This is a genomic window from Paraburkholderia kururiensis (genome assembly GCF_034424375.1).
In the GTDB taxonomy this organism is placed as follows: Bacteria; Pseudomonadota; Gammaproteobacteria; order Burkholderiales; family Burkholderiaceae; genus Paraburkholderia; species Paraburkholderia kururiensis_A.
Map to the genome: position 1 here is coordinate 2644676 of NZ_CP139965.1, position 24308 is coordinate 2668983.

17 protein-coding genes and 2 tRNA genes are annotated in these 24308 nt (G+C 66.7%); 13 read left to right on the top strand and 6 right to left on the bottom strand.

The genetic code is table 11. The features are described from left to right. The first annotated feature begins 34 nt into the window (after nt 1–34). From U0042_RS11905 to U0042_RS11930, 6 genes are all read left to right on the top strand, one after another. The gene (locus U0042_RS11905; protein ID WP_114814663.1) at nt 35–2746 is read left to right on the top strand and encodes a glycosyl hydrolase 2 galactose-binding domain-containing protein; all 2712 of its coding nucleotides are present in this window, start codon (nt 35–37) and stop codon (nt 2744–2746) included. Between the two features lie 638 nt (nt 2747–3384). Further along, nucleotides 3385–4128, top strand: a complete 744-nt coding sequence (locus U0042_RS11910) for a Crp/Fnr family transcriptional regulator (RefSeq protein ID WP_114814664.1) — start codon at nt 3385–3387, stop codon at nt 4126–4128. A 76-nt stretch (nt 4129–4204) separates the two neighbouring features. Next, nucleotides 4205–5614, top strand: a complete 1410-nt coding sequence (locus tag U0042_RS11915; protein WP_114814665.1) for an undecaprenyl-phosphate glucose phosphotransferase — start codon at nt 4205–4207, stop codon at nt 5612–5614. 63 nt (nt 5615–5677) lie between these two features. Beyond that, a complete protein-coding gene (locus tag U0042_RS11920) occupies nt 5678–6658 on the top strand; it encodes a glycosyltransferase family 2 protein (RefSeq protein ID WP_114814638.1) in 981 nt (326 codons plus the stop codon). A 39-nt stretch (nt 6659–6697) separates the two neighbouring features. Beyond that, nucleotides 6698–7975 carry a polysaccharide biosynthesis/export family protein gene (locus U0042_RS11925; RefSeq protein ID WP_114814639.1) on the top strand — a complete coding sequence of 426 codons (1278 nt, stop codon included), beginning with the start codon at nt 6698–6700 and terminating at the stop codon, nt 7973–7975. A gap of 19 nt (nt 7976–7994) precedes the next feature. Continuing rightward, entirely contained in the window at nt 7995–10403 is a 2409-nt protein-coding gene (locus tag U0042_RS11930) for a polysaccharide biosynthesis tyrosine autokinase (RefSeq protein WP_114814640.1), read from the top strand. Nucleotides 10404–10632: 229 nt separating this feature from the next. Here U0042_RS11930 and U0042_RS11935 read toward each other — a convergent pair whose 3' ends face one another. Together U0042_RS11935 and U0042_RS11940 are read right to left on the bottom strand one after the other, a co-directional pair. After that, the gene (locus U0042_RS11935) at nt 10633–11055 is read right to left on the bottom strand and encodes a helix-turn-helix domain-containing protein (RefSeq protein ID WP_114814641.1); all 423 of its coding nucleotides are present in this window, start codon (nt 11053–11055) and stop codon (nt 10633–10635) included. Nucleotides 11056–11129: 74 nt separating this feature from the next. Next, nucleotides 11130–12458 carry a glycosyltransferase family 4 protein gene (locus U0042_RS11940; RefSeq protein ID WP_114814642.1) on the bottom strand — a complete coding sequence of 443 codons (1329 nt, stop codon included), beginning with the start codon at nt 12456–12458 and terminating at the stop codon, nt 11130–11132. Between the two features lie 162 nt (nt 12459–12620). Between U0042_RS11940 and U0042_RS11945 the strand changes: the two genes are divergently transcribed. Continuing rightward, nucleotides 12621–13889, top strand: coding sequence for a glycosyltransferase family 4 protein (locus U0042_RS11945; RefSeq protein WP_232833568.1), 1269 nt, complete (start codon nt 12621–12623; stop codon nt 13887–13889). 58 nt (nt 13890–13947) lie between these two features. On the opposite strand, the gene rpiA is transcribed toward U0042_RS11945, so the two are convergent. The 3 genes from rpiA to rnr all read right to left on the bottom strand — a co-directional run bounded on the left by rpiA (nt 13948) and on the right by rnr (nt 18012). Next, nucleotides 13948–14643 carry a ribose-5-phosphate isomerase RpiA gene (rpiA, locus tag U0042_RS11950; RefSeq protein WP_114814644.1) on the bottom strand — a complete coding sequence of 232 codons (696 nt, stop codon included), beginning with the start codon at nt 14641–14643 and terminating at the stop codon, nt 13948–13950. Between the two features lie 92 nt (nt 14644–14735). Next, entirely contained in the window at nt 14736–15485 is a 750-nt protein-coding gene (gene rlmB, locus U0042_RS11955; RefSeq protein WP_114814645.1) for a 23S rRNA (guanosine(2251)-2'-O)-methyltransferase RlmB, read from the bottom strand. 34 nt (nt 15486–15519) lie between these two features. Continuing rightward, the gene (gene rnr / locus U0042_RS11960) at nt 15520–18012 is read right to left on the bottom strand and encodes a ribonuclease R (protein ID WP_114814646.1); all 2493 of its coding nucleotides are present in this window, start codon (nt 18010–18012) and stop codon (nt 15520–15522) included. 252 nt (nt 18013–18264) lie between these two features. Here rnr and U0042_RS11965 point away from each other — a divergent pair. From U0042_RS11965 to U0042_RS11980, 4 genes are all read left to right on the top strand, one after another. Further along, nucleotides 18265–18349 (top strand) — tRNA-Leu (locus U0042_RS11965). Between the two features lie 193 nt (nt 18350–18542). Continuing rightward, nucleotides 18543–18627 (top strand) — tRNA-Leu (locus U0042_RS11970). Nucleotides 18628–18938: 311 nt separating this feature from the next. Next, the gene (locus tag U0042_RS11975; RefSeq protein WP_114814647.1) at nt 18939–20051 is read left to right on the top strand and encodes an OpgC domain-containing protein; all 1113 of its coding nucleotides are present in this window, start codon (nt 18939–18941) and stop codon (nt 20049–20051) included. A 379-nt stretch (nt 20052–20430) separates the two neighbouring features. Then, a complete protein-coding gene (locus tag U0042_RS11980) occupies nt 20431–20739 on the top strand; it encodes a hypothetical protein (RefSeq protein WP_114814648.1) in 309 nt (102 codons plus the stop codon). 164 nt (nt 20740–20903) lie between these two features. On the opposite strand, the gene U0042_RS11985 is transcribed toward U0042_RS11980, so the two are convergent. After that, nucleotides 20904–21335 carry a carboxypeptidase-like regulatory domain-containing protein gene (locus U0042_RS11985; RefSeq protein WP_114814649.1) on the bottom strand — a complete coding sequence of 144 codons (432 nt, stop codon included), beginning with the start codon at nt 21333–21335 and terminating at the stop codon, nt 20904–20906. 387 nt (nt 21336–21722) lie between these two features. Here U0042_RS11985 and U0042_RS11990 point away from each other — a divergent pair, with 387 nt between their 5' ends. Both U0042_RS11990 and U0042_RS11995 read left to right on the top strand, forming a co-directional pair. After that, nucleotides 21723–22943: an MFS transporter gene (locus U0042_RS11990; protein WP_114814650.1), complete on the top strand. Its 1221-nt coding sequence runs from the start codon at nt 21723–21725 to the stop codon at nt 22941–22943. A gap of 354 nt (nt 22944–23297) precedes the next feature. Beyond that, nucleotides 23298–24227, top strand: a complete 930-nt coding sequence (locus U0042_RS11995; RefSeq protein ID WP_114814651.1) for a TetR/AcrR family transcriptional regulator — start codon at nt 23298–23300, stop codon at nt 24225–24227. Nucleotides 24228–24308 lie beyond the last annotated feature (81 nt).

Genomic DNA, 24308 nt, shown 5'->3' on the forward strand with positions numbered 1-24308 from the left:
GGTCATGACGGGCGCGGGCGGCGCACCGCCACGCATGGGCGCTACGCCTGCGGCGACCGGCGCGAGCAAAGCGGCTTGCGCCGACGCAACGCATGCGCCTCACGAAGCGGCGTACGAAACCATCGCCGAAGCGACGGACAACGCCACGGGCAACGCGGCTCACGAACGCACCCGCGAAGCCGCTCTGGATACGCCGGAGGCACGAAAAACGCGCGAGACGCCGGACCCTGGCGTCTGGCCCGTCCCGCTCAGCGAAGGCTGGCAGTGCGTGAGCACGCCGGCAGGCGCCTGCGCGACGCCCGCCGATCTGCCGCGCGACGGCTGGCTCGACGCGCCCGTGCCCGGCACCGTGGCAAGCGCCTCACGCGCCGCGGGCCGGCTCGATATCGGCGCCGGCCTTCACGAACGCACACCGCCCGCCTTCGCATTCGACGATCACTGGTACCGCCTCACGCTCACGGGCCACGGCAAGGAACGCCTGCGCCTGCACGGCCTTGCCACGCTCACCGAAGTGTGGCTCGACGGCACGCTGCTGCTCACGTCCGACTCGATGTTCGAGCGCCACGATCTGGACGTGACGCTCGACGGCCGCGCCACGCTCGCGCTCTGCTTTCGTGCCTTGACGCCGCTGCTCGAGGCGCGCCGCACGCGCGCGCGCTGGCGCCCGCGGCTCGTCTCGCCCGCCACGTTGCGCAACGTGCGCACCACGCTGCTGGGCCACATGCCGGGCTGGTGTCCGAGCGTGCAACCCGTGGGCCCGTGGCGGCCCGTGGAGCGCCTCGCCGCCACGCCGCGTGCCTTCGACACGGTCCGACTCGCCCCGCGCAGGGAAGGCGACGACGGCGTGCTCGCGCTCACGCTGACTTTCGTGCAGCCGCAGCCCGCGTCCAGCCAAACATCGAGCGCAGCGACACTCGTCTGCGCCGGCGCAGAGACCTCACTCGCCTGGCGCGATGCGCACACGCTGGTGGGCACGCTGCGCGTGCCGGGCGTCGAACCCTGGTGGCCGCATACGCACGGAAAGCCCACGCTGCACGCAGTCACGCTCGATCTGGACGGCACGTCCATCGCGCTCGGCCACGTCGGCTTTCGCGCTATCGAGGTGGACCGCAGCGCCGACGGCGAAGGCTTCGCGCTGCGCGTGAACGGCACGCCGGTGTTCTGCCGCGGCGCGTGCTGGACGAGCGCCGACCTCGCCACGCTCGCGGGCACGCCCGCGCAACTCGCACACGCGTTCGCGCTGGCCCGCGACGCCGGCATGAACATGCTGCGCGTGGGCGGCACGATGGTCTACGAATCCGACGCGTTCTACCGCCTCGCGGACGAGCACGGCATCCTGATCTGGCAGGACTTCGCGTTCGCGAACTTCGATTACCCCCGCGACGACGCCTTTCTCGCCTCCGTGCAACGCGAGGCCACGCAGTTCCTGGAGCGCACGCAGCGCTTCGCGTCGCTCGCCGTGCTGTGCGGCGGCAGCGAGGTGGATCAGCAGGCCGCGATGTTCGGCCTGCCGCCCGCCATGCGCGAGCAGCCGCTCTTCACAGAGCATCTTCCGGCACTCGTGGCCGCGCTGCGGCCCGACGTGCCCTACGTGCCCAATTCGCCGACGGGCGGCACCTGGCCCTTCTCGACGCGCACGGGCATCACGCATTACTACGGCGTGGGCGCGTATCAGCGTCCGCTCGACGACGTGCGGCGCGCGCACGTGCGCTTCGCCGCCGAGTGTCTCGCCTTCGCGAACGTGCCCGACGACGCCACGCTGCACGCAGCGGGCGGCATGCAGCCCTACGACGCGCGCTGGAAAGCCGCCGTGCCGCGCGATGCGGGCGCGGGCTGGGACTTCGACGACGTGCGCGAACACTACCTGCGCACGCTCTATGGCATCGATCCCGCGCGGCTGCGCTACGAAGACGCCGCGCGCTATCTCGAACTCTCGCGCGCCGTGGTCGCGGAATTGATGACGGACGTCTTCGCCGAATGGCGCCGTCACGGCTCGCCCTGCGGCGGCGCCCTCGTGTGGCAATTCCAGGACCTGCAGCCCGGCGCGGGCTGGGGCGTCATCGATTCGACGGGGCGGCCCAAGAGCGTGTGGCACGCGCTGGCGGCAGCCCTGCGCCCCGTGCAGATCGCGATCACGGACGAAGGTCTCAACGGGCTCGACCTGCACGTCGTCAACGAAACGGCGCAACCGCTGCACGCACGCCTTGCGCTGGTTTGCCTGCGCGACGGCAGCGTGCGGGTCGCGGCGGGCGAGCTGATGCTCGAGGTCCCCGCGCGCGGCACGCTGCGCGTGGAAGCCGCGGCGTGCCTCGGCCAGTTCTTCGACTTCACCCACGCCTATCGCTTCGGGCCGCCCTCGCACGACGTCACCATCGCCACGCTCACGGATGCCGCAAGCGGCGAGGTGCTCGCCGAAGCATTCCATCTGCCAGACCGCTCGCCCGCGCCGCGCTACGACCCGGGCCTCACCGTCACGCCCGTGCAGGGTCCGGACGGCTGGCAGCTCGTGATCGAAACGCAGCGCTTCGCGCGCTTCGTCCACGTGACGGACGCGCACTACCGCGCCGCATGCGACTGGTTTCATCTGGCGCCGGGCAGCCGGCGCGTGGTCGATCTGCTTGCGCTCACCGCCACCCCCGGCGCCTATAGCGCGTCCCCCGCGCCCTTGTGCACGAAAGAAACAGCCCCAGCGCCGGCGGGCGAGGTGCGGGCGATCAACGCACCTGCTCCCGTGTTCTACGGCTGAACCGCCGGCCAACGCCCCATCCTCTCAAGAAGCGCATCACGCCTTGCGATACGCAAGGCTCGCCCGCGCGTGCCTCTCCGTCAGGTCAACGACATGGAACTGTCAAAAAGCCGTTCCGTGCGGGAGCCCACGCAACCCATGGAACACAACTGAATCATTTCGGTTCGCGCGAACCGCGCGCGGGCCACACGCATCCAGCGCGTGTTTGCCGGGCGCCCATGTTGCGAAGCAGGCTTTGATCAAAAACAAAAAAACGCTATTTATCAACAACTTGATTCAACTCGAATAAACCAGCGGATTAAGAGTTTCGCGCCGCGCCGCGTTGTGCAGATTTGAAACAAAAACGCACGCTTTGCCGCAGTCCGCCTCGCAGCCTCGTGCCCGGTGTGTCGCTGCGCCGCATCAAACCTATGGTCTGACGTGTCTGGCACGGTCCTCGCTAAATGTGGTGCGCAACACGGTGCATACGTCAGGCAACGAGGCGCTCATGACGTATGCACAGGAGGCCAAACGGGGCCGGCGCGATATGAACACGGAAGAGCCCGTCGATAGACGGCAGGCAACACGACACGTGGAAGTCGCGCCGGATGAAGAAGAAGCGAAGCTGCACGCTGCGCGGCTTCATACGAGGACCGATCATGTTGACCCTTCAATCCGACCTGCACGGTAACCATCTGCTAGGCGCACTGCCGTCACACGAATGGCAGGCACTGGCACCGCATCTCGAACTGGTTCATCTGCGCACCGAACAACTGCTGTGCGATTCCGGCCAGCGCATTCACCACGTGTATTTCCCCACCACGGCCATCATCTCGATGCTCTCGACGATGGAAGACGGCAGCTCCGTGGAGATTGCCGCGGTGGGACGCGAAGGCATGACGGGCGTGCCCGTGCTCACGGGCGGCGAAACGATGCCGAACCGCGTGCAGGTGCAATGCTCGGGCTTCGCCTATCGCATGAGCGCACAGGCGCTGCGCCAGCAGTTCGCGCGCTCGGATTTCCTGCGCCGCCTGATGCTGCTCTACATGCACGCGCTTCTCACGCAGGTCGCACAGACCGCCGCCTGCAATCGCCATCACTCGCTCAGCAAGCAGCTGTGCCGCTGGCTTCTGATCGAAGTGGACCGTGTGGCCTCCGACGAACTCACCGTCACGCAACAGCTCATCGCCGACATGCTCGGCGTGCGCCGCGAAGGCATTACCGAAGCGGCGGGCCGGCTGCATGACCAGGGGCTGATCCACCACAGCCGCGGCCACATCAAGGTGCTGGACCGCAAGGGCCTCGAAGCGCGCGCCTGCGAATGCTACGGGCTCGTGAAGCGCGAGTTCGACCGTCTGCTGCCGCGCCTGCACGAAGCCCGCCACGCAGAAACCGTCGGTTGATGCCGCGCGCGACGCCAACGCCCACGCCAACGCGAACGAGACCCCACGACAGGAACAGGACGAGGAACGCGCCATGATGTTCGCCAACGTCGCCCGGTGTCTCGATGCGCTTGCCGTCGTTGCAGGCGCGCTTCTCGCGTACCTGCTGCGCTACCCCGCGCCGATCTTGCTTACGGACACGCAGTACCTGCTCATCGCCTTCAACTGCACGCTCGCCATGCTGCTCTTTCCCGCCTTCGGCGTGTACGAGACGTGGCGCGGCAAGCCGCTCGTCGCGATGCTCATGCGCGTGGTGTGCGCGTGGCTCGTCGTGGTGGTGGCGGGCCTCATGCTGGTCTTCACGCTGCATCAGATGAACGCGGTGTCGCGACTGTGGTTCGGCTATTCCACGCTGGTCTCCGGTGCGCTCATCGTGGCGACCAAGCTCGTCGCGCATCTCGCGCTGCGCCGTGCGCGCAGCCGCGGCATCAACTGCCGCAGCGTGGCGATTGTGGGCGCGCCGGGTTTTGCGCGCTCGCTCGTGGCGCATCTGCAAGGCATGCCGCAAGGCGGCTTCCGGCCCCTGTGCGTGTTCGATGCCACCACGGCCGGCGCCGTGCCCGACCCGTACGCGCTGGAAGAGCGCGGCACGGAGCGCATCGGCACGCTGCCTGTGCTCACGGACCCCGACGCGTTCGTGGCCAGGGTGCGCCGCGAGCACATCGACGAAGTGTGGCTCGCGCTGCCGCTTTCCGAGGAGCACACGCTCTATCGCTTCATGCGCGCGTTCCGCGACGACTTCGTGAACCTGCGTTTCATACCGGACGTGCGCTCCATCTCGCTGTTCGATCACGGCGTGGTGGATATCGTGGGCCTGCCCACCATCAATCTCACCGCCCCGGCGGTGTCGCCGCCGCAACTGTGGCCGAAGATGGTGTTCGACCGGCTCTTCGCGCTCACGGCGCTCGTCGCGCTTTCGCCGCTGCTCGCCGCGATTGCCGTGGCGATCAAGCTCAGCTCGCCCGGGCCCGTGATCTTCAGGCAGAGGCGCAAGGGCGTGGACGGGCAGCCGTTCGACATCTACAAGTTCCGCTCCATGACCGTGCACCACGAAACGCCTGGCCAGATCACCCAGGCCACGCGCGGCGACGCGCGCGTGACGCGCATCGGCGCGTTCCTGCGCCGCACGAGCCTCGACGAGCTGCCGCAGTTCTTCAACGTGCTGCTCGGCCAGATGTCTGTGGTGGGCCCGCGCCCGCACGCGCTGGAGCACGACGACCTCTACAAGGATCTCGTCTACGGCTACATGCATCGCTACCGCATCAAGCCGGGCATCACGGGCTGGGCCCAGGTGAACGGCTACCGCGGCGCGACGCGCAAGGTCGAGAAGATGGAAACACGCGTGAAGTTCGACCTCTTCTACATCCACAACTGGTCGTTCTGGTTCGACATGAAGATCGTGCTGGCCACGATCCTCAAGGGTTTCACGGGCCGCAACGCGTACTGAAAGAACACAGCAGAGAGAGACCACGCAGCAGCAGTCACCGCAGGACCACATCGCGCATGACCAATGCATTGGCAGCAGACAGCATCGCATAGAGCACACCGGGGAAAAGCCGTGAAACTGTCCGTGATCGTACCGACGTGGCGCCGCACCGCCGATCTGGCGCGCTGCCTCGCCGCCCTCGCCGCACAGCGCCGCCGCGCCGACGAGGTGCTGGTGGTGGCACGCCCGGACGATCACGACACGCATGCCTTTTTACGCGCGCAGGAGACCACCTTGCCGTTGCGCGTGGTGTGGGTTCGGGAGCCGGGCGTCGTGGCCGCGTACAACCGCGGCCTCGATACGGCCACGGGCGACGTGCTCTGCTTCACCGACGACGACGCCGCTCCGCATGACGACTGGCTCGCACGCATCGAAGCCGCGTTTGCGGCAGACGCGACGCTGGGCGGCCTGGGCGGGCGCGACGTCGTGCACGAACGCGGCGGCGTGCTGCAAGGACATAAAGCGGCGGTGGGCCTCGTGCGCTGGTATGGGCGCGCCATCGGCAACCACCATCTGGGGCATGGCGAGCCGCGCGAAGTGCATGTGTTGAAGGGCGTGAACATGGCGTTCCGGCGCGTGGCAGTCGGCGCATTGCGTTTCGATCCGCGCCTGCGCGGCAGCGGCGCGCAGGTGCACTGCGAGATGGCGTTCAGTCTCGACGTGCGCCGCCGCGGCGCGAAGCTCGTCTACGACCCGGCGCTCGTGGTGGAACACTACCCCGCGCCGCGCGGCGACGAAGACCAGCGCTTCACGTTCAGCGACGCGGCGTTCTACAACGCGTCCTTCAATCTCAGACTCATCATGTGCGAACACCTGTCGCCGCCTGGCCGCTGGGCGTTCGTCGCTTACTCGTCACTGATAGGCAACCGCGCGGATCCGGGGCTTGCGCGCGCGTTGTCACTTGCGTTGGGGCGCGACGGGGTCGCGCTCGCGTTGCGCAAGTGGTGGGTCGGCCTGTGCGCCATGCGCGTTGCGTGGCATGAGGCCGTGCACACAAGAAGCTGAAAAGAAGCTCGGGGTTGGAAAAAAAGAGGGACCATCCACATGAAGATCAGAACACTCGCCGCGTGCAGCGCGGCCATGGCGCTTTGTGCCTGCGCACTCGCGCCCGGACCGTATCTGGACAGCAAACGGCTCGACGATAGCGTGCAGGCGCAACAGGAAGCCGACCGCTTCCCGGTGCAGCCCATCGACGTCGCGTGGTTCCGCGACCTCGCGAAGAAGGAGACGGCGGCGGTCAACGAATCGGCATGCCCGCTCACCTGCCTCACGCCTGCCACGCGCGGCCAGTATCAGTACCGCGTGGGCATCAACGACCAGCTCACCATCATCGTCTGGGACCACCCGGAACTCACGGGCGCGAGCTTCGGCAGCGCGTCGGGCACAGCGCCGCTGCCGCAAGGCTATGCCGGATACGGTGCGGGCGGCCCGGCGGCCTCTGCGGGCGGCGAAGGCGCGGGCAGCCCCATCGCCAACGGCACGGCGCCCGCGGTGGGCGGCGGTGGCGAGGCCGGGCTCACGGTGCGCATCGCCGCGGACGGCACGTTCTTCTTCCCGCGCGTGGGCCGTGTGCAGGCGCGCGGCAAGAGCGCCGCGGACATTCAGCACGAACTCACGCAGCGGCTCGCGAAGACCATTCGCGACCCGCAGATCGACGTGCGCGTGTCGGGCTTCAACAGCCAGATCGTGCAGGTGACGGGCAGCGTGCGCGCACCGGTGGCCGAATCGATCACGGACCTGCCGCTTTCGGTGATCGACGCGATCAACCGCGCAGGCGGCGCACAGGCCGATGCCGATCTGCAGAACGTGGGCGTGACGCGCAACGGCAAGCGCTACACCATCGACGTGGCGGCCCTGCTCGACACGGGCGACCCGCAACAGAACGTGCTGCTCAAAGACGGCGACATCGTCGACGTGCCCGACCGCGCGAACAGCCGCGTATTCGTGCTGGGCGAAGTGGCGAAGCCCACCTCGCTGCCGATGAACCGCGGCAAGCTCACGCTCGCCGACGCGCTTACAGGCGCCGGCAGCCTCGACGTGAAGACGGGCGACCCGCACTTCGTCTACGTGATTCGCGGTGCGGACAAGCTGCTAAACCCCGTGACGCGCGACACCGTCATCAACTCGCGCACGCTCACGCCCACGGTGTTCCGGCTCGACATGACCCAGGTGGACGCGCTCTTGCTGATGACGAAGTTCGACCTGCAGCCGAAGGACGTGGTGTACGTGCAGGTGGCGAGCTCGGCGCGCTTCAACCGTGCGCTCCAGCAGATCACGCCCACCCTCGAAACGCTGTTCTTCACCCGCCAGCTCACGCGCTAAGACCAACGGAGCCATCGACATGAGCACTTACGAAACATTGGAGCACGCCCCGGCGGGAAGCGACGAAGACGCCGTGATGCGCGACCTCCTGCGCATCATCGGCGAACAGATCGGCTGGGTGATCGGCATTGCGGGCTGCGTGATTCTCGCGGCCGTGATCTACGCGCATCTCGCCACGCGCATCTATTCGGCCGACGCGCTGATCCAGGTGGAGCCCGCCGCCAACAACGCGAACAGCACCTCGCAGGCGCTCGCCTCGCTCGTGCCGTCCGCGGGCGCGATGCGCACCGACGCCGAGATCGAGATCATCAAAAGCCGCGCGGTGGTGGAGCCCGTGGTGGAGCAGTTCAAGCTCAACTTCAGCGCGGCACCGAAGACGATGCCGTTCCTCGGCAAGCTCACCGCGTTCTTTGCGCACCCCGGCGAGCCGCTGCCGGCATGGTTCGGTATGGATTCCTACGCATGGGGCGGCGAGCAGTTCGCCGTGGATTCGATCACGGTGCCGAAGTCGCTGGAAGGCGTGCGGCTCACGCTGCGTGCGCTGGGCGACGGCCGCTACACGTTGGTCGACCCCTACGGCAAGGCGCTGCTCGCAGGCGTGGCCGGCGAACGCGCAACGGAAAACGGCATCTCCATCCTCGTGAGCACGCTCGTGGCACGCCCGGGCACCGAGTTTTACGTGACGCGCGCGAACCAGCTCGACGCCGTGGCCGGACTCGCCTCCGGGCTGCAGGTGATGGAAAAAGGCCGCGAAACCGGCGTGGTGCAGCTTTCGTACATGGGCACCGACCCGCACGCCATCACCGCCATCACGAACGCCGTGGCTGCGTCGTATCTCAAGGAACGCACCGAGCGCGCGCAGGAAGAAGCGAGCCGCATGCTCGCGTTCCTCAACAGCGAACTGCCGCGCGTGCGCGACGAAGTGCATCGCGCGGAAACGGCGCTCTCGGGATACCAGCAACGTGTGGGTTCGTTCCAGCCCACGCAGGAAGCGGGCATGTACCTCTCGGGCGGGCTCGAATACGAGAAGCACATCGCCGAGCTGCGCATTGCGCGCGCCCAGTTGCTGCAACGCTTCACGAGCGACAGCCCCGAAGTGAAGACGCTCGACGCGCAGCTCGAGGCGCTCTCGCGCGAGAAGGCGCGCTTCGAAGACCACTTCAAGACGCTGCCCGGTTCCGAGCGCGAAGCGATGTCGCTGCAGCGCGACGCGAAGGTGGCCGAAGAAATCTACGTGGCGCTGCTCAACAAGATCCAGGAGCTTTCCATTTCGCGCGCAGGCACGATCGGCAACGTGCATATCGTCGACGATGCGCTGCTGCCCTCCTCGCCCGTGCGGCCGAAGGCGGCGCTCATCATCTCGGCGGGCAGCGTGCTCGGCGTGATTGCCGGCATCGTGTTCGCGTACTGCCGCCGCACGTTCTTTACCGGCGTGAGCGACCCCGAGTTCGTGGAGCGGCGTTATCAGTTGCCCATCTTCGGCGCGATTCCCCTCTCGCTCGAACAGGCGCGCAGCGACCGCATTGCGCTCAGCACGAGCCGCGCGACGCTGGTGCAGGGCGCAGCAGCGCGGCATGGTCTGCCGGCGCTGCCGGCGGGGCTCGCGCGATTGATCCGCCCGCCGCACATGGCCGGCGCCGCGGGGGCCGCGACGGCGCCCGTGCAGGTGTCGCTGCCCACCGGCACGCAAACGGTGATGCCGGCGGCGCGGCCCGCGCTGCGTCCGCTGCTCGTGAAGACGCACCCGTTCGATACCTCGGTGGAAGGCCTGCGCGGGCTGCGCGCGACGCTTCAGTTCGGTCTGATCGATGCGCCGAACCGCGTGGTCGCCGTGACGAGCCCCGCGCCGTCGGACGGCAAGAGCTTCCTTTGCGCAAACCTCGCGGCGCTGCTCGCGGAATCCGGCAAGCGCGTGCTGCTGATCGACGCCGACCTGCGGCGCGGGCGGCTCGCGCAATACCTGGGCCGCTCGCCGAACGGCGGGCTCACCGAACTACTGACGGGCCAGATGGATCTGGAAGAAGCCGCACGCGCCACGGGCGTGGACGGGCTGCACTTCATCGCGGCCGGTGCCTATCCGCCGAATCCGTCGGAGATCCTCACCTCGGCGCGCTTCGTCGATATCCTGTCGCGTTTCGAGCAGCAGTTCGACCTCGTGATCGTGGATACCCCGCCGCTTCTCGCGGTGGCCGATGCGGCGATCGTGGCGAACATCGCGGGATCGACGGTGCTCGTGATGCGGGCAGGCGCGCACACGGAACGCAACATCGCGGAGTCGCTCAAGAAACTGCGGCGCGCCCGCGCACGCGTGATCGGCGGCGTGATGAACGCGATGCCGCTCAAGCACGGCGGCCGCTACGGCACCTACGACTACGCGTATGCGTACACCTACACGGCCGGCGGGCCGACGGACGGCAAAACGCATTGAGCCAGACGAAGCGGACGGGGGTGCGGATAGGCCCCGGTCCGGTGTGAGACTTCAGCGGGAATTTCAGGAAGCGATCACGCGGTGGCGTTCCTTTGCGACGAAGGAATGCCACCGCGTTTTGTTTGATGCCGTGGTTTGATGCCTGGGTTCGATGCGATGGGAGGGCGTTGCAGGCGCGACAGGTGGCGGCGGCCGGCAACGCGTCACCGCGCTGCCACTCCGGCTGGAATCAGATAAAGATGCCGACGTCCGTATGAAAGCGCTCGGCGAGCGCCTTGGCGACGTTCTTGCTGATGGCGCGGCGTCCTGCGAGGATATCGCTGATCACGGTGGGGGATGCGATGTCGGCGAGGTCCTTCTGCTTGAGCCCATGCGTGCGCAGCAATTCGCGCAGCACCTCGCGCGGCGCCGCCTTGGGCAGCGAGACGCGATGCGTCTCCCATACCTGGATCAAATCCTTCACCACGCCGACGAGGTCCGCGAGCGGACTGTCGGCATTGCCGTTGATCTGCGCCGTGAGCTGGCCTGCGAGGCGCAGCATGCGCTGATAGTCGGCCTCGCTGCGTATCGGCTTGAGCAGGATCTGCCGTTGCAACAGCATCCATGCACTCGCGATATCGGGGAAGCCCCCGTTAAAAGGTTCTGCGTTCATTGTCGTATGGCCCCTTCTGTGGTGTGTGTGCCCCGCTACGGAGGCATCGATCTGTCTTCTTTGAAGCGGGTCTTTCAGCGGCCCCACATGCGACCTGCCACGCTGCCGCTTACTGCATCGCGAGGGTTGGCCGGCGCCTGCCTCACGTCGAAACTCGGTTCGGAGTCCGTCATTCTTTCGCGGGCCTCGTAACCCGCGTAGCCCTCGTAAGCCTGCGCGCGCTCGCCGTGCTCAAAGCGTTCGTAGCCTGCATGGGCTGCATGGCCCGCGTAGCCGCCGTGCAGGCCGGCTCGGGCCGCCGCGATGGCGCGCGTCACTTCCACCATGAAGGCGCGCCGGAAGGCCGCTGCGCTGAAACGCTCGGCATTCGCGCGGCACGCCGCGGCGCTGATCTGCGATTGCTCGCGCTCGAAGCGGTCCACGGCCTCGAGCAGCGACGCCACGCTCTGCGTGCCGAAATGCACGCCCGTGGGTTGCGGCTCGCCGAGCGGGACGACCGTTTCCAGCGCGCCGCCCTTGCCATAGGCGATCACGGGCGTGCCGCACGCCTGGGCCTCCACGGCCACAATGCCGAAGTCTTCTTCGGCGGCGAACACGAACGCTTTCGCGCGCCGCATGTGGTCCTTGAGCACTTCGAACGGCTGATAGCCGAGCACCGTCACGTTGGGACCGGCCTTGTCGCGGATCGCCGCAAAACCGGGTCCATCGCCGATCACGACGAGCCGGCGTTCGGGCACGAGCGAAAACGCTTCGACGATGAGGTCGATGCGCTTGTACGGCACCATGCGCGAGGCGGTCAGATAGAAATCTTCCTTCGCGCTGCACGGCTCGAACCGATCGACGTCCACGGGCGGCGCGATCACCGTTGCCTCGCGTCGATACGTCTTCATCATGCGGCGGGCCACGAAATGCGAATTCGCGATCAGCCGGTCCACGCCGTTCGCGGAACGTGCATCCCAGCCGCGCAGGTAATGCAGCAGCGCGCGCGCCGCCCACGACTTCGGGCCGTGCTCGAGATGCGCCTCGCGCAGATACGCGTGCTGAAGGTCCCACGCGTAGCGCATGGGCGAATGCACATAGCTCACATGGGTCTGGTCCGGACCCACCAGCACGCCCTTGGCCACCGCATAGGAACTCGTGATGACGAGGTCGTAAGGCGAAAGATCGAACTGCTCGACGGCGAGCGGCATGAGCGGCAGATACGCGCGATAGCGGCGCTGCGCGAACGGCAGATGCTGGATGAAAGACGTCGTGACCGGCTTGCCGCACACGGGCGTGCGGTCCTCGAGAAAGTCGACGAGGCTGAACAGGTCCGCGTCGGGAAAACACCGGATGATCTGCTCCAGCACCTTCTCCGCGCCGCCCGGCTGCACGAGCCAGTCGTGCACGATCGCGACTTTCATCTTCCCCGCCCCCTGGTCTCGTATCTCGCGAACGAGTGTAAGACGGCTTATGCGTTGCCGTGCGTGCGCGCGACCACACAATTCAGGGAACGTAACGAGAATAATGGCGCCCAGTGCGGGACATCTCGCCACTTCTTTCAGGCCTTCGCGAGGTAAGCGCCGATGAATGCATCCGAACTCCGTGGCGCAGCTCATGGGTTGCCGCAGGCGCAGCCGTCGGCGGCTGCTTCGTCGATGGGCTCGTCAGTCGGCGCGCTGCTGGCCGGCCTCAAGGCGAAGTCGACCGTGCTCTTCGTCGATCAGAGCGGGCAACTGGGCGGCGCCGAATTTTCGCTGCTGCCGCTCGCCCAGGCGTTCGCCGCGCGCGGCGCGGTGCTCTTGCTCTCGGACGGCCCGTTTCGCGAGCGGCTTGCGTCGCTCGGCGTGAACGTGAGCGTGGCGAGCGAGGCGCGCGTGTCGGGCATCAGCAAGGAAGCGCTGCGCTTTCGCTGGCTCTTCGCGCTGCCCGCCATCGTGCGCCAGGTGCGCGCCATCGCCGAGGCAGCGAAGCGCTACGACGTGCTGTTCCTCAACACGCAGAAAGCGCTCGTACTGGGCGCGCTGGGCAAGCCGCTGCACAGGCGGCCCGTCATCTGGCATCTGCACGACATCATGTCGACCGACCACTTTGGGTCCATGCAGCTGCTCGCGGTGAAGTTCATCGCGCGCCATCTCGTCGATCACGTGGTGGCCAATTCGCGGGCCTCCGCGCAGTCGCTCGCCTCGCTCACGGGCATTCCGCTCGCGGCGATTCCGGTCGTGCACAACGGTATCGATACGCACGCGTTCGCGAACGTGGACAGCGCCGATCCCGGCACGCTGCGCCGCCGCCTCGGCCTGCCCGAGGACGCGTGGCTCGCCGGTCTCTTCGGACGGCTGGCGCCGTGGAAGGGTCAGCACATCGCCATCGCCGCGCTGCCGCGGCTGCCGGACGTGCATCTCGTGCTGGTAGGCGCGGCGCTCTTCGGCGAAGACGACTACGCGCAACGGCTGCGCCGCCAGGCGCTACGACTCGGCGTGGCCGACCGCGTGCACTTCGCGGGCTTTCGCGACGACATGGCCGCGTGGATGAAAGCGATGGACGTGATCCTGCATACCTCGACGGAGCCTGAGCCGTTCGGGCGCGTGATCATCGAAGGGATGGCGGCGGGCAGGCCCGTGATTGCGGCGGGCGCGGGCGGCGTGAAAGAGATCGTGCGGCACCGCCAGAACGGCTGGCTGGTGGCGCCGGGCGACCGCCGGGCGTTGGTGGATGCGATCGAGACGCTGCGCGCCGCGCCCGAACTCGCGCAGCGGCTCGCCGAACAGGCGCTCATCGATACGCAGCGCTATTTCTCGCTCGACGTCTATGTCGAGCAGATGACCCGCGCAATCGGCTGCGTGAGTCCTTGATGGACGAGGCCTCGTCTTTCGAAAGGCGAGGCCTCGCGCGATGCGCTCAGCGCTTCGCTCAGTGCTTCGCGTAAGTGATGGTTTGAACGCCGGTTTCGGTGCCGAGCAGGCACAGGTCCGCACCGCGCTGCGCGAACAGGCCGACGGTCACGACACCGGGCCATGCGTTGATGACGGCTTCCAGGCCGCACGGGTCGCTGATGGCGAGGCCCTTCACGTCGAGAATTTCCTTGCCGTTGTCGGTGATGAACGGCGTGCCGTCTTTCGCCACGCGCAGCACGGGCACGCCGCCGATCGCCGCAACGCGGCGGCCGATCGCGGTGCGCGCCATCGGCACGACCTCGATGGGCAGCGGGAACTGGCCGAGCACGTCCACGCGCTTCGAAGCGTCCGCGATGCAGACGAACACGTCTGCCACGGAGGCCACGATCTTCTCGCGCGTGAGCGCCCCGCCGCCGCCCTTGATCATGGCGCCGCGATGGTCGATTTCGTCGGCGCCGTCCACGTACACGGGCAGCGACTCGATCTCGTTGAGGTCGAACACCTTGATGCCGTGCTGCTGCAACCGCGCCGTGGTGGCCACGGAGCTCGACACCGCGCCGCGATAGCGGTGCTTCGTGGCGGCGAGCGCGTCGATGAAGCAGTTCGCCGTGGAGCCGGTGCCCACGCCGATCACGGCCCCTTCGGGCACGTTGGCGTTCACGTAGTCGGCGGCGGCCTGGCCGACCAGTTGCTTGAGTTCGTCTTGAGTCATGGATGAAGCGGCTTGAAGGAGAGAAGCGGAGAAACGGGGCAAAGCGGCCCGCGCGCAAGGCGCGGAAAAGCCGCAAGTTTACCGGATCGGGCTCAGGCGCCCGTCTTCGCGCGCCGCTGCCGGACCGCCTCGAACAGACACACGCCGGAGGCCACCGACACGTTGAGGCTTTCCACCGTGCCCGCCATCGGAATCTGCATGACTTCGTCGCAGGTGTCGCGCGTGAGGCGGCGCATGCCTTCGCCTTCGGCGCCCATCACGATCGCGACGGGACCGTCGAGCTTCGTGTCGTAGAGGCTGGCCGGCGCGTCGCCCGCGGTGCCCACTACCCACACGCCCGCTTCCTTCAACTCGCGCAATGCGCGCGCGAGGTTCGTGACCGTGATGTACGGGACCGTATCCGCGGCGCCGCTCGCCACCTTGGCCGCGGTTGCGTTCAGACCCGCCGAACGGTCGCGCGGCGCGATGATGGCGTGCGCGCCGGCGGCGTCGGCCACGCGCAGGCAGGCGCCCAGATTGTGCGGGTCGGTGACGCCGTCCAGCACGAGCAGCAGCGCCGTGCCCTGAATGCCGTCGAGCAGTTCGGCCAGGTTCTGCGCCAGCGGCAGGTCGCCCGCGCGTGCCACCACACCTTGATGGCGCTCCGTGCGCGCGAGTCCCCAGAGGCGCGTTTCGTCGGCGGCAATCAGCCGGACGCCCGCTTCCTTCGCGACATGCAGGAAGTCCGTCATGCGACGGTCGCGCCGCGTGGCGTCGTAATAGACATCTTCGACTGACGATGCATCGTGGCGCAGCCGCGCGGTAACCGCGTGAAACCCGTATAGAACCTTGAGACGTGACATGGATGAGACAAACCTTTGAATACTTCCGGCGGTATTAGCGCTTCTTGCGCGAGGTGCCCTTGCTCTTCGCGGCGGCCTTGGACGGGGCGTGCTTCTTCGCCGTCTTGGTCGCCCCGCGTGCGGCGCGGGCCGCCTTCACGGCGGCATTCGGTGCCGGCGCGGCCTTCTTGCCGCGCGGACCGTCCTGGACTTCGCGCGCCTCGCGGGCATCGCGCGGCGACAACGCGCGCACGCGCGGTCCAGCGGATTCGGCAGCCGCCTTCTCGACCGGCGCGCCACGACCCGCGAGCGGCTTCTTGAGCGTGTCGCGCACGAGGCGGAAGTCGATCTTGCGCGCGTCCAGGTCCACGCGGCTCACCTGCACGCGCACGCGGTCCGAAAGACGGTAGCGGATGCCGGTGCGCTCGCCGCGCAGCTCGTTCTTGATCTCGTCGTACTGGAAGTAGTCGGAGCCGAGTTCCGTGACGTGCACGAGCCCTTCGATAAAGAGCGCATCGAGCTGCACGAAGATGCCGAACGACGTGACGCCGCTCACCATGCCGCCGTACTCCTCGCCCAGCTTGTCGCGCATGAAGTAGCACTTGAGCCACGCTTCGACGTCGCGCGAGGCTTCGTCCGCACGCCGTTCGTTGGCGGAGCAGTGCAGGCCCAGCTCTTCCCAGATCGCCGTGTTCGGACGGCCGCGGCTGCCGCGTTTTTCCTCGTCTTCCTGCTGCATCGCGCGGGCACGCGGCGACAGCGCCGTGTTGAGCGCGACGCCAGCGGGCGTCTCCGGCTGGTACTTCTTGCCTTGCAGGATCGCGTAGATGGCGCGGTGCGTGAGCAGGTCCGGATAGCGGCGGATCGGGCTCGTGAAGTGCGCGTACGCCTCGTAGGCCAGGCCGAAGTGGCCGATGTTGTCGGGGCTGTAGACGGCCTGCTGCATGGAGCGCAGCAGCATGGTCTGCAGCATCTGCGCGTCGGGCCGGTCGCGGATGTGCGCCATCAGCGCCGCGTAGTCGCTCGCGTGCGGCGTCTCGCCGCCGCCGAGCGTGAGGCCCATGCCGCGCAGGAACGTGCGCAGGTTTTCGAGCTTTTCCGCCGTGGGACCGGCGTGCACGCGGTACAGGCCCGAATGCCGGTTGCGCTTCATGAAGTCGGCCGCGCAGACGTTCGCGGCCAGCATGCATTCCTCGATGAGCTTGTGCGCGTCGTTGCGCTGACGCGGCACGATCTGCTCGATCTTGCCCTGCGCATTGCAGACGATGTAGGTCTCGGTGGTGTCGAAGTCGATGGCGCCGCGCTTCTGGCGCGCGGAGAACAGCGACTTGTAGACGCCGTACAGATTCTGCAGATGCTCGAGGAGCCCGGCGCGGCGCGCCGCTTCCGGCCCCTTGGTGTTCTTCAGCACCGCGGCCACTTCGGTGTACGTGAGCCGCGCGGCCGAATGCATGACGCCCGGGTAGAACTGGTACGCCTTGATCTCGCCGCGCGTGGTGATGACCATGTCGCACACCAGCACGCAGCGGTCCACGTGCGGATTGAGCGAGCACAGCCCGTTCGAGAGCTTCTCGGGCAGCATGGGGATCACGCGGCGCGGGAAGTAGACCGAGGTGCTGCGCTCGAGCGCGTCCACGTCGAGGTCGCTTGCCGGGCGCACGTAGTGCGAAACGTCCGCGATCGCGACGATCAGGCGAAAGCCGTCGCCGCGGCCGACCTTGACGGGCTCGCAGTAGACGGCGTCGTCGAAGTCGCGTGCGTCTTCGCCGTCGATCGTGACGAGCGGCACGTCGCGCAGGTCCACACGATGGCGCACGTCGGTAGGGCGTACCTCGTCGGGCAGCTTCGCGGCCTCTTCGAGCGCGGCGTCGCTGAATTCATGCGGCACGCCGTACTTGCGCACCGCGATTTCGATTTCCATGCCCGGGTCGTCGATGTCGCCCAGCACTTCCACCACGCGGCCAAGCGGCTGCGAATGGCGGCTCGGGAAGTCCGTGAGCTCGACCACCACGACCTGGCCCACCTTGGCCTTCTTGGTGTTCTGCGTGACGAGAATGTCGTGGCCGATGCGCTTATCTTCGGGCGCCACGATGAGCGCGCCGTTCTCGTTGAGCAGGCGCCCGATCACGCGGCGATTCGCCCGGTCCGTGACCTCGACGATGTGCCCTTCCGGACGGCCGCGCCGGTCGAAGCCCACGATGCGCGCGAGCACGCGGTCGTTGTGCATGACCTTCTGCATCTCGGGCTGCGGCAGGAACAGATCGTCCTGACCGTCGTCGCGCACGAGAAAGCCGTAGCCGTCGCGGTGCCCCTGTACGCGGCCCGCCACGAAACTGGACGGATGGGTCAACTGGTAGTGTCCGCGCGCATCGAGCCGGATCTGGCCGTCGCGCTCCATGGCGGCGATCCGCCGGAAGAAACCTTCGCGCTCCTGGCGCTTGATGGCGAGCGCTTCGGCGATGTCGTTCGCCGTCAGCGGAGAGTCGCTCGTGCGCAGCACGCCGAGGATTTCTTCACGACTCGGAATCGGGTACGGATATTTGCTCAAGGGCTTGTCGATGGTTTTTCTCGTTGCGTGGGACGTCGGTCGATGAGACGCGGCAAGCGCGCCGGGCGGCTTGCTGCGGGCCATTCTAACACCCGTGCATGACGCGCCGTCCGCCTTGCGGCACGGGGAAACGGGCGCGCCGATGCGGCGCGCGCGCCATGCAGGCGGTCCGCTCGAATTGCTTGACAGCGTTCGATGAACCGCTATAATGGCGATCTTTGCTTCGCAGCAACTTCGCAAAGCAAAGCACCTGCCCAGGTGGCGGAATTGGTAGACGCACTAGTTTCAGGTACTAGCGGGTAACTCCGTGGAGGTTCGAGTCCTCTCCTGGGCACCAGATTCGAAGGCCAGCGCATGCTGGCCTTTTTCTTTTTCGGCGGACACGGCACAGCGCCAGGCGGTCATCCCGACCATCGTCGAATCGACTGTCCTCACGGGCACCGGTCGCAATTGACAAGCTGAAACGCTTCGCTATAATGCCGGTCTTCGCTTCGCGGCACCTTACGAGGTGAGGCGAAAGCAGAACACCTGCCCAGGTGGCGGAATTGGTAGACGCACTAGTTTCAGGTACTAGCGGGTAACTCCGTGGAGGTTCGAGTCCTCTCCTGGGCACCAGATTCGAAGGCCAGCACATGCTGGCCTTTTTCTTTGGCCGCGTTTTTTGCCCGCGTTTCTTTGAGCGGCACCCTCGGGCCACCCTCTCCTTCGCTATCGTCCTTCCCCTCGCGAGCGCGTCGCCACCGTGGCCCGCCGGGACGTGTCAGCCGTGCCGGCACGCTGTCAGCCTGGCGCCATCTTCGTCCCCGTATCCTGAACGCTCACTTTGAAACGCCGGCTGATGCCGGGCACACATAGGCGCCGCGCCGTCATGGCGGGGACACCTTGCCCACGCGCGCCGAGGCCGGCTTCCTTGCGAGCAACAGACGATGCAGACGGACGTGCGGCGGTCGCTCGAAGTGGACTTCTTTCGGGGTCTCGTCCTCCTCGTCATTGCCGTGGACCACAACTCCGGCAGCATCCTCGCGAAGTTCACGCTGCACAACTTCGCGTACTGCGACTCGTCGGAGGTGTTCGTGTTCCTCGGCGGCTACGCGTCGGCGGCGGCGTGGGCCGCGGTTTGCGCGCGGCGCGGCGAATCGGCCGCCCGCAAACGCTTCGTCAAACGCAGCGGCCAGATCTACGGCGCCTATCTGCTCACGGCGGCGCTCATGCTCGCAAGCGGCGCCCTGCTGCTGGGCCTGCACCTCGACTCGCCGCTCGTGCGCTATACCGACTGGACGGATTTCCTCGCGCGGCCCGCGGGCCTCTTGCTGGAGGTCGCATCGTTCCGGCGTCAGCCGTATCTTTCCGCGGTGCTGCCGATGTACGTGCTGTTCGCCCTCGCCGTGCCGTTCGCCGTGCCGGCCGCGACGCGTCGCCCCGCCGCGCTGCTGGCGGGCAGCATCGCGCTATGGTGGCTGGCGCCGCAGGCGCTCGCGCTCTTACCCGCTACGGCGCCGGACACCTGGTCGTTCAATCCGTTCGCCTGGCAATTGATGTTCGTGCTCGGCATGCTTGCGCGCGCACAGCCCATCGACACGCGAATTCACGCCTCTCCGCTGGCGGCGCTTTCCGGCGTCGCAGCGCTTGCGCTCGTGCTCGCGCTTGCGGCGGCGCGCCTGCATGAGGCGCATCCGCTTGCGGGCGAACTGAAGCAAAACCTCGCTTTCGTGCGAGTGGGCAACTTCGTCGCCATTGCGTGGCTCGCTGCGCGCGCGACGCACGCGGGTTGGGTCCGTCGGCTCGCCGTATGGGCGCCGTGGATCGTCTCGGTGGGTCAACGCGGGCTCGTGTGCTTCGTGTTCGGCAGCGTGCTTTCCGTGGCCGTGGACACCGCTACGCACACGACCATCGCGCAGCCCTTTCCCTCGCTCGCGGGCCTCGCCTGCGACGTGTTCGTGATCGGCACGCTGTGCCTCGTCGGACGCTACGGGAATAGCGGACGGCCTGAGCGTGAGCGCGCCACCCGCCGCGCAATCGGAGCGCGACAAGCCGTATAGCCAGTGGCGGCGCAGTCGTTGACGTCGGTTCCTGAACACGCTCGTCACGGCAACCGCGCCGCGCACACGAGCCCCCCAGGATTTCCGCGCTGTGAGCGTTGTAACGGCAGATTGTCCGGCGGACACGAGTGCCCGCGCCTGCGAAACGCCTTACCGCGCGCGGACTACGCGTGATCCCTCGCAGGCCGCTGCGGCCTCATTCCGTCCACACGCAGTGGAAACATCCGGCGGTCCGAATATTGCGGAACACTCATTTACAACCCATTACGTTTGCGCCGGCACGCCTCCGTAACATGGAACGCACTGCAACCGATAAAACCACGCTACGCGGCATGGCAAGCTCAACAGCCATACCGCCACGTCAATGGAGAACAGGCTCATGCGATCGAAACTCAAGCCCTTCGTCGCCGCACTCGCCGGCGGCTTCACGCTGTTTGCCGCAGGTGCGGCCATGGCTCAACACGCGCCCGGCTATGCGCCGGGCTACGTGCCCGCCGACGCCCCCGCGGCTCATCTGATGCCGGTCGACCTGCGCATCTCGGTAGGCTGGCACGGCGACCGTTACTGGGACGGCCATCGCTACTGGGCGCACGACGAATGGATGCGTCACCATCCACGCGACCCGGGCCCGCCGCACCGCTGGCACGACGACCATCGCGACGACCACCGCCCGCCTCCGCGCTACTGATCGCGCCGCCGTTTCCGCGGCTTCCACTGCGTCATCTCCGCGCCCGTCTGCTTATGCGAAGCAGCCGGGCGCGCAGTTTTCTGTGCGATACGCCGTGTGCCATGCGTCCGTCAGCGCGCCAGCAGCGCAGCACGCCGCTTCGCCTGCAGGCGGCGCGCCACCCGCTACATCTGCCAAACGAACATTTCATGCGCGCGCGTCGCGGCTTCGATATCCACTTCGCGCCGCTCGGTCTTGCCGTTGTAGTTCGCGCTGACCACATAGCGTCCTCGCGGTAGCGAGAGCAGCATGAACGGCCCGTTGGCCTTCGTCGTCAGCAGGTTGTTGCCGTGCGCGTCCGCAATGCGCACCGGCACGTCCGCGAGATATTCGTTGTCCGCGCCGGTCTTGCCGACGAACTCGAGTACCAGCGGGTAACGGTGCATGACGCTCTTGATCGCGCTCGACTGGTCGCTGCCGACACCGCCCGACAGATAACCGATCTCGCCCGCGTGCCGCATGGGCGGCAAGCCCGGCTCGGCCCCATACGCGAGCTGCAAACCGCACACCGCCGCGAACACGCCCGCAGGCATCCAGAGAATGGCACGCTTCTTCATATCGACCTCCTTGCTGGTCACGTCGATGGACCCGCGTGGGCGTGCAGACGTCCCACGCTTTGCGTTCGAAGGTACGGGGTGAGGCTTAAAGCGCGCTTAATCCGCTCGAAGACGGATTCGCCTTTTTCATCGCCACCTTTATTGCATTGCAATAACGCCAAATGCCTGATGTTCCGGCACAAATTTACATTATCAATACATTAAATACATAAAGCTTTCATTGGGACGCAATTCAACCAGGGATTAGTACCGATTTGGCGGCGAGTTTCATGCATCCGTTTAAACGTCGGCGTACACTCGCCGCAAGCCCGCACCACGGGGCGTGCCGGGCGCCTCGCTGCTTTCGCCCAACTGCGCGGAGCACCGCAGATACAGGAGAACAATCACATGAGCTGGACGCGAGAACAGAGAAACGTGACGATCGCCGCCTATCTGGGCTGGACGCTCGATGCATTCGATTTCTTTCTCATGGTTTTCGTATTGAAAGATATCGCCGCAGAATTCAATACGAAAATCACCACTGTTTCCTTCGCCATTATGCTCACGCTCATCATGCGGCCTGTCGGCGCGCTGATCTTCGGGCGGCTCGCCGACAAATTCGGGCGTCGTCCCACGTTGATGGTCAACATCGCGTGCTACTCGCTGCTCGAACTGCTCTCGGGCTTCTCGCCCAATCTCACCACGCTGCTCGTCATGCGCTCGCTGTTCGGCATTGCGATGGGCGGCGAATGGGGCGTGGGCTCGGCACTCACCATGGAAACCGTGCCGGCGCATGCGCGCGGTTTCGTCTCCGGCCTGCTGCAGGCCGGCTACCCGAGCGGCTACCTGCTCGCCTCATTGGTGTTTGGCGCGCTCTATGAGCACATTCACTGGCGCGGCATGTTCTTCGTGGGCGTAGCGCCCGCGCTGCTCGTACTCTACGTGCGCGCGAGCGTGCCCGAATCGCCGGCGTGGAAGGCCATGGAAAAGAAGCATCGGCCGGGCCTCGTCGAAACACTGAAGCGCAACTGGCGCCTCTCGCTCTACGCGATCGTGCTGATGACCTGCTTCAACTTCTTCTCACACGGCAGTCAAGACCTGTACCCCACCTTCCTGCGAGAGCAACATCACTTCGACCCGCATACGGCCTCACTGATTACAGACACGCTTAACATCGGGGCGATTGTGGGCGGGCTTTTCTTCGGCGCGCTCTCGGAGAAAATCGGTCGCCGGTGGGCGATCTTCATCGCCGCGCTGATCGCGCTGCCTGTGCTGCCACTGTGGGCGTTCTCGAGCGGTGCAATCGCGCTCGCGGCTGGCGCATTCCTGATGCAAATCTCCGTGCAGGGAGCATGGGGCGTGATTCCTGTGCACCTGAACGAGATCTCGCCCGACGAAATTCGTGCGACATTCCCCGGGCTTGTCTATCAGCTTGGCAATCTGCTAGCAGCGGTCAATGCTCCGATGCAGGCCTACATCGCGTCGAGCCGCGGCAACGACTACTCGTTCGCGCTCGCGGCTGTCGGCGGAACCGTGGCGGTCGTCATCGCCGTGCTGATTCTTTTCAGCCGTGAACGGCGCGGCATAGATATGACACAATCCGCGAAACAGGTGGCGTCGATGGATTAGCGGTTCCATCGCCGGGTTCCATCTTTCGCGCAGCAGCACCACGAACATCCAATAAGGCGGGCCACGGTCCGCCGGCCACAGCAGTCCTTACGAGGCCGTCCCGATGACGAATCGGGACGGCTTTTTTCGTTTGTGCCGTGCACAACGCGTCCCGTACCGCACCGGTGTGCCTAGCACGTTGTGCAGTGCCCACGCCTTGCGGCCCGTCATACGACCGCTTTTTTAGAGGAGTCCGTCCACGCTCACCCCTTCACGCTTCACCGCACCGTCTCTTATTCTCGGTAAAACGACTGTTTGAATTAAAAATTTGAATCGCTTGTTTGCGTGCCGGGCCACCGGCAATGGAGGCGCAACATGGCAGTCCGCAACACGAGCCGGGCCACCGGCGACACGAAAACCCGCATCCTCGATGCCGCCGAAACGCTGTTCGTCGAGTTCGGCTACGAAGCGATGTCGCTGCGGCAGATCACGTCGCGCGCCGAGGTCAATCTGGCCGCGGTCAACTATCACTTCGGCAGCAAGGAAGCGCTGATCCACGCGATGCTCTCGCGCCGCCTCGACCGTCTCAACGAAGCGCGGCTTCAACTGCTGGACCGCTTCGACGCCCTGCTCGGCGAGCGGCTCACCTGCGAGCACGTGCTGGGCGCGATGTTCATTCCCGCGCTGCGTCTTTCGCGCGACCCGCTTGTGGGCGGCCGCGCATTTCTGCGGCTCCTCGGCCGCGCCTACACGGATCCCTCGGCGTTCATTCGCGACTTTCTGAATGCGCATTACGCATCGGTTGCCGAGCGGTTCTTCGCCGCGTTTCAGCGCGCGCTGCCGCATCTGCCGCGCGAAGAGCTGGGCTGGCGCCTGCACTTCGCCATCGGCGCGCTCTCGGGCGTGCTCGCGGGCGCGGATACGGACCGGCTCATCTCCGAGTTCTCGCAGGGCAAGTCGATGAACGACCTGCAACTGATCGCGCGACTCGCGTCGTTGATGGTGTCCGCGTTGAAGGCCCCGCTGCCCGACTCGGCGCAGCTCGCGATGTTCGCGGCCGTGCTGGGCGACGCAAACGATGCGGGCGACGGCGTGGAAGCCATGGCGTGCAGCACGGCATCGGTGGCCACGGCATCGGCGCCTGTGCTGAAGGCCGACGGCAGCACACCGCTTGCTCCGCCCGGCGAGACGTCGGCGGCTTCTTCTGCGGCGCCGCCCGGATCGGCTCCGCGCGACGTGGAGCGTCCGGGCGGCGGCGTGGCGCCGGGATCGACGTTGCATCGGGCCGCGAGCGGCGCGATGTGATCGCGGGCCAACACAGGCACGTGGCACGTACCGGCGAGATTACTGGGAAAGCGCTCGAGCGGGAGGAAAGCGGCGTCGGTG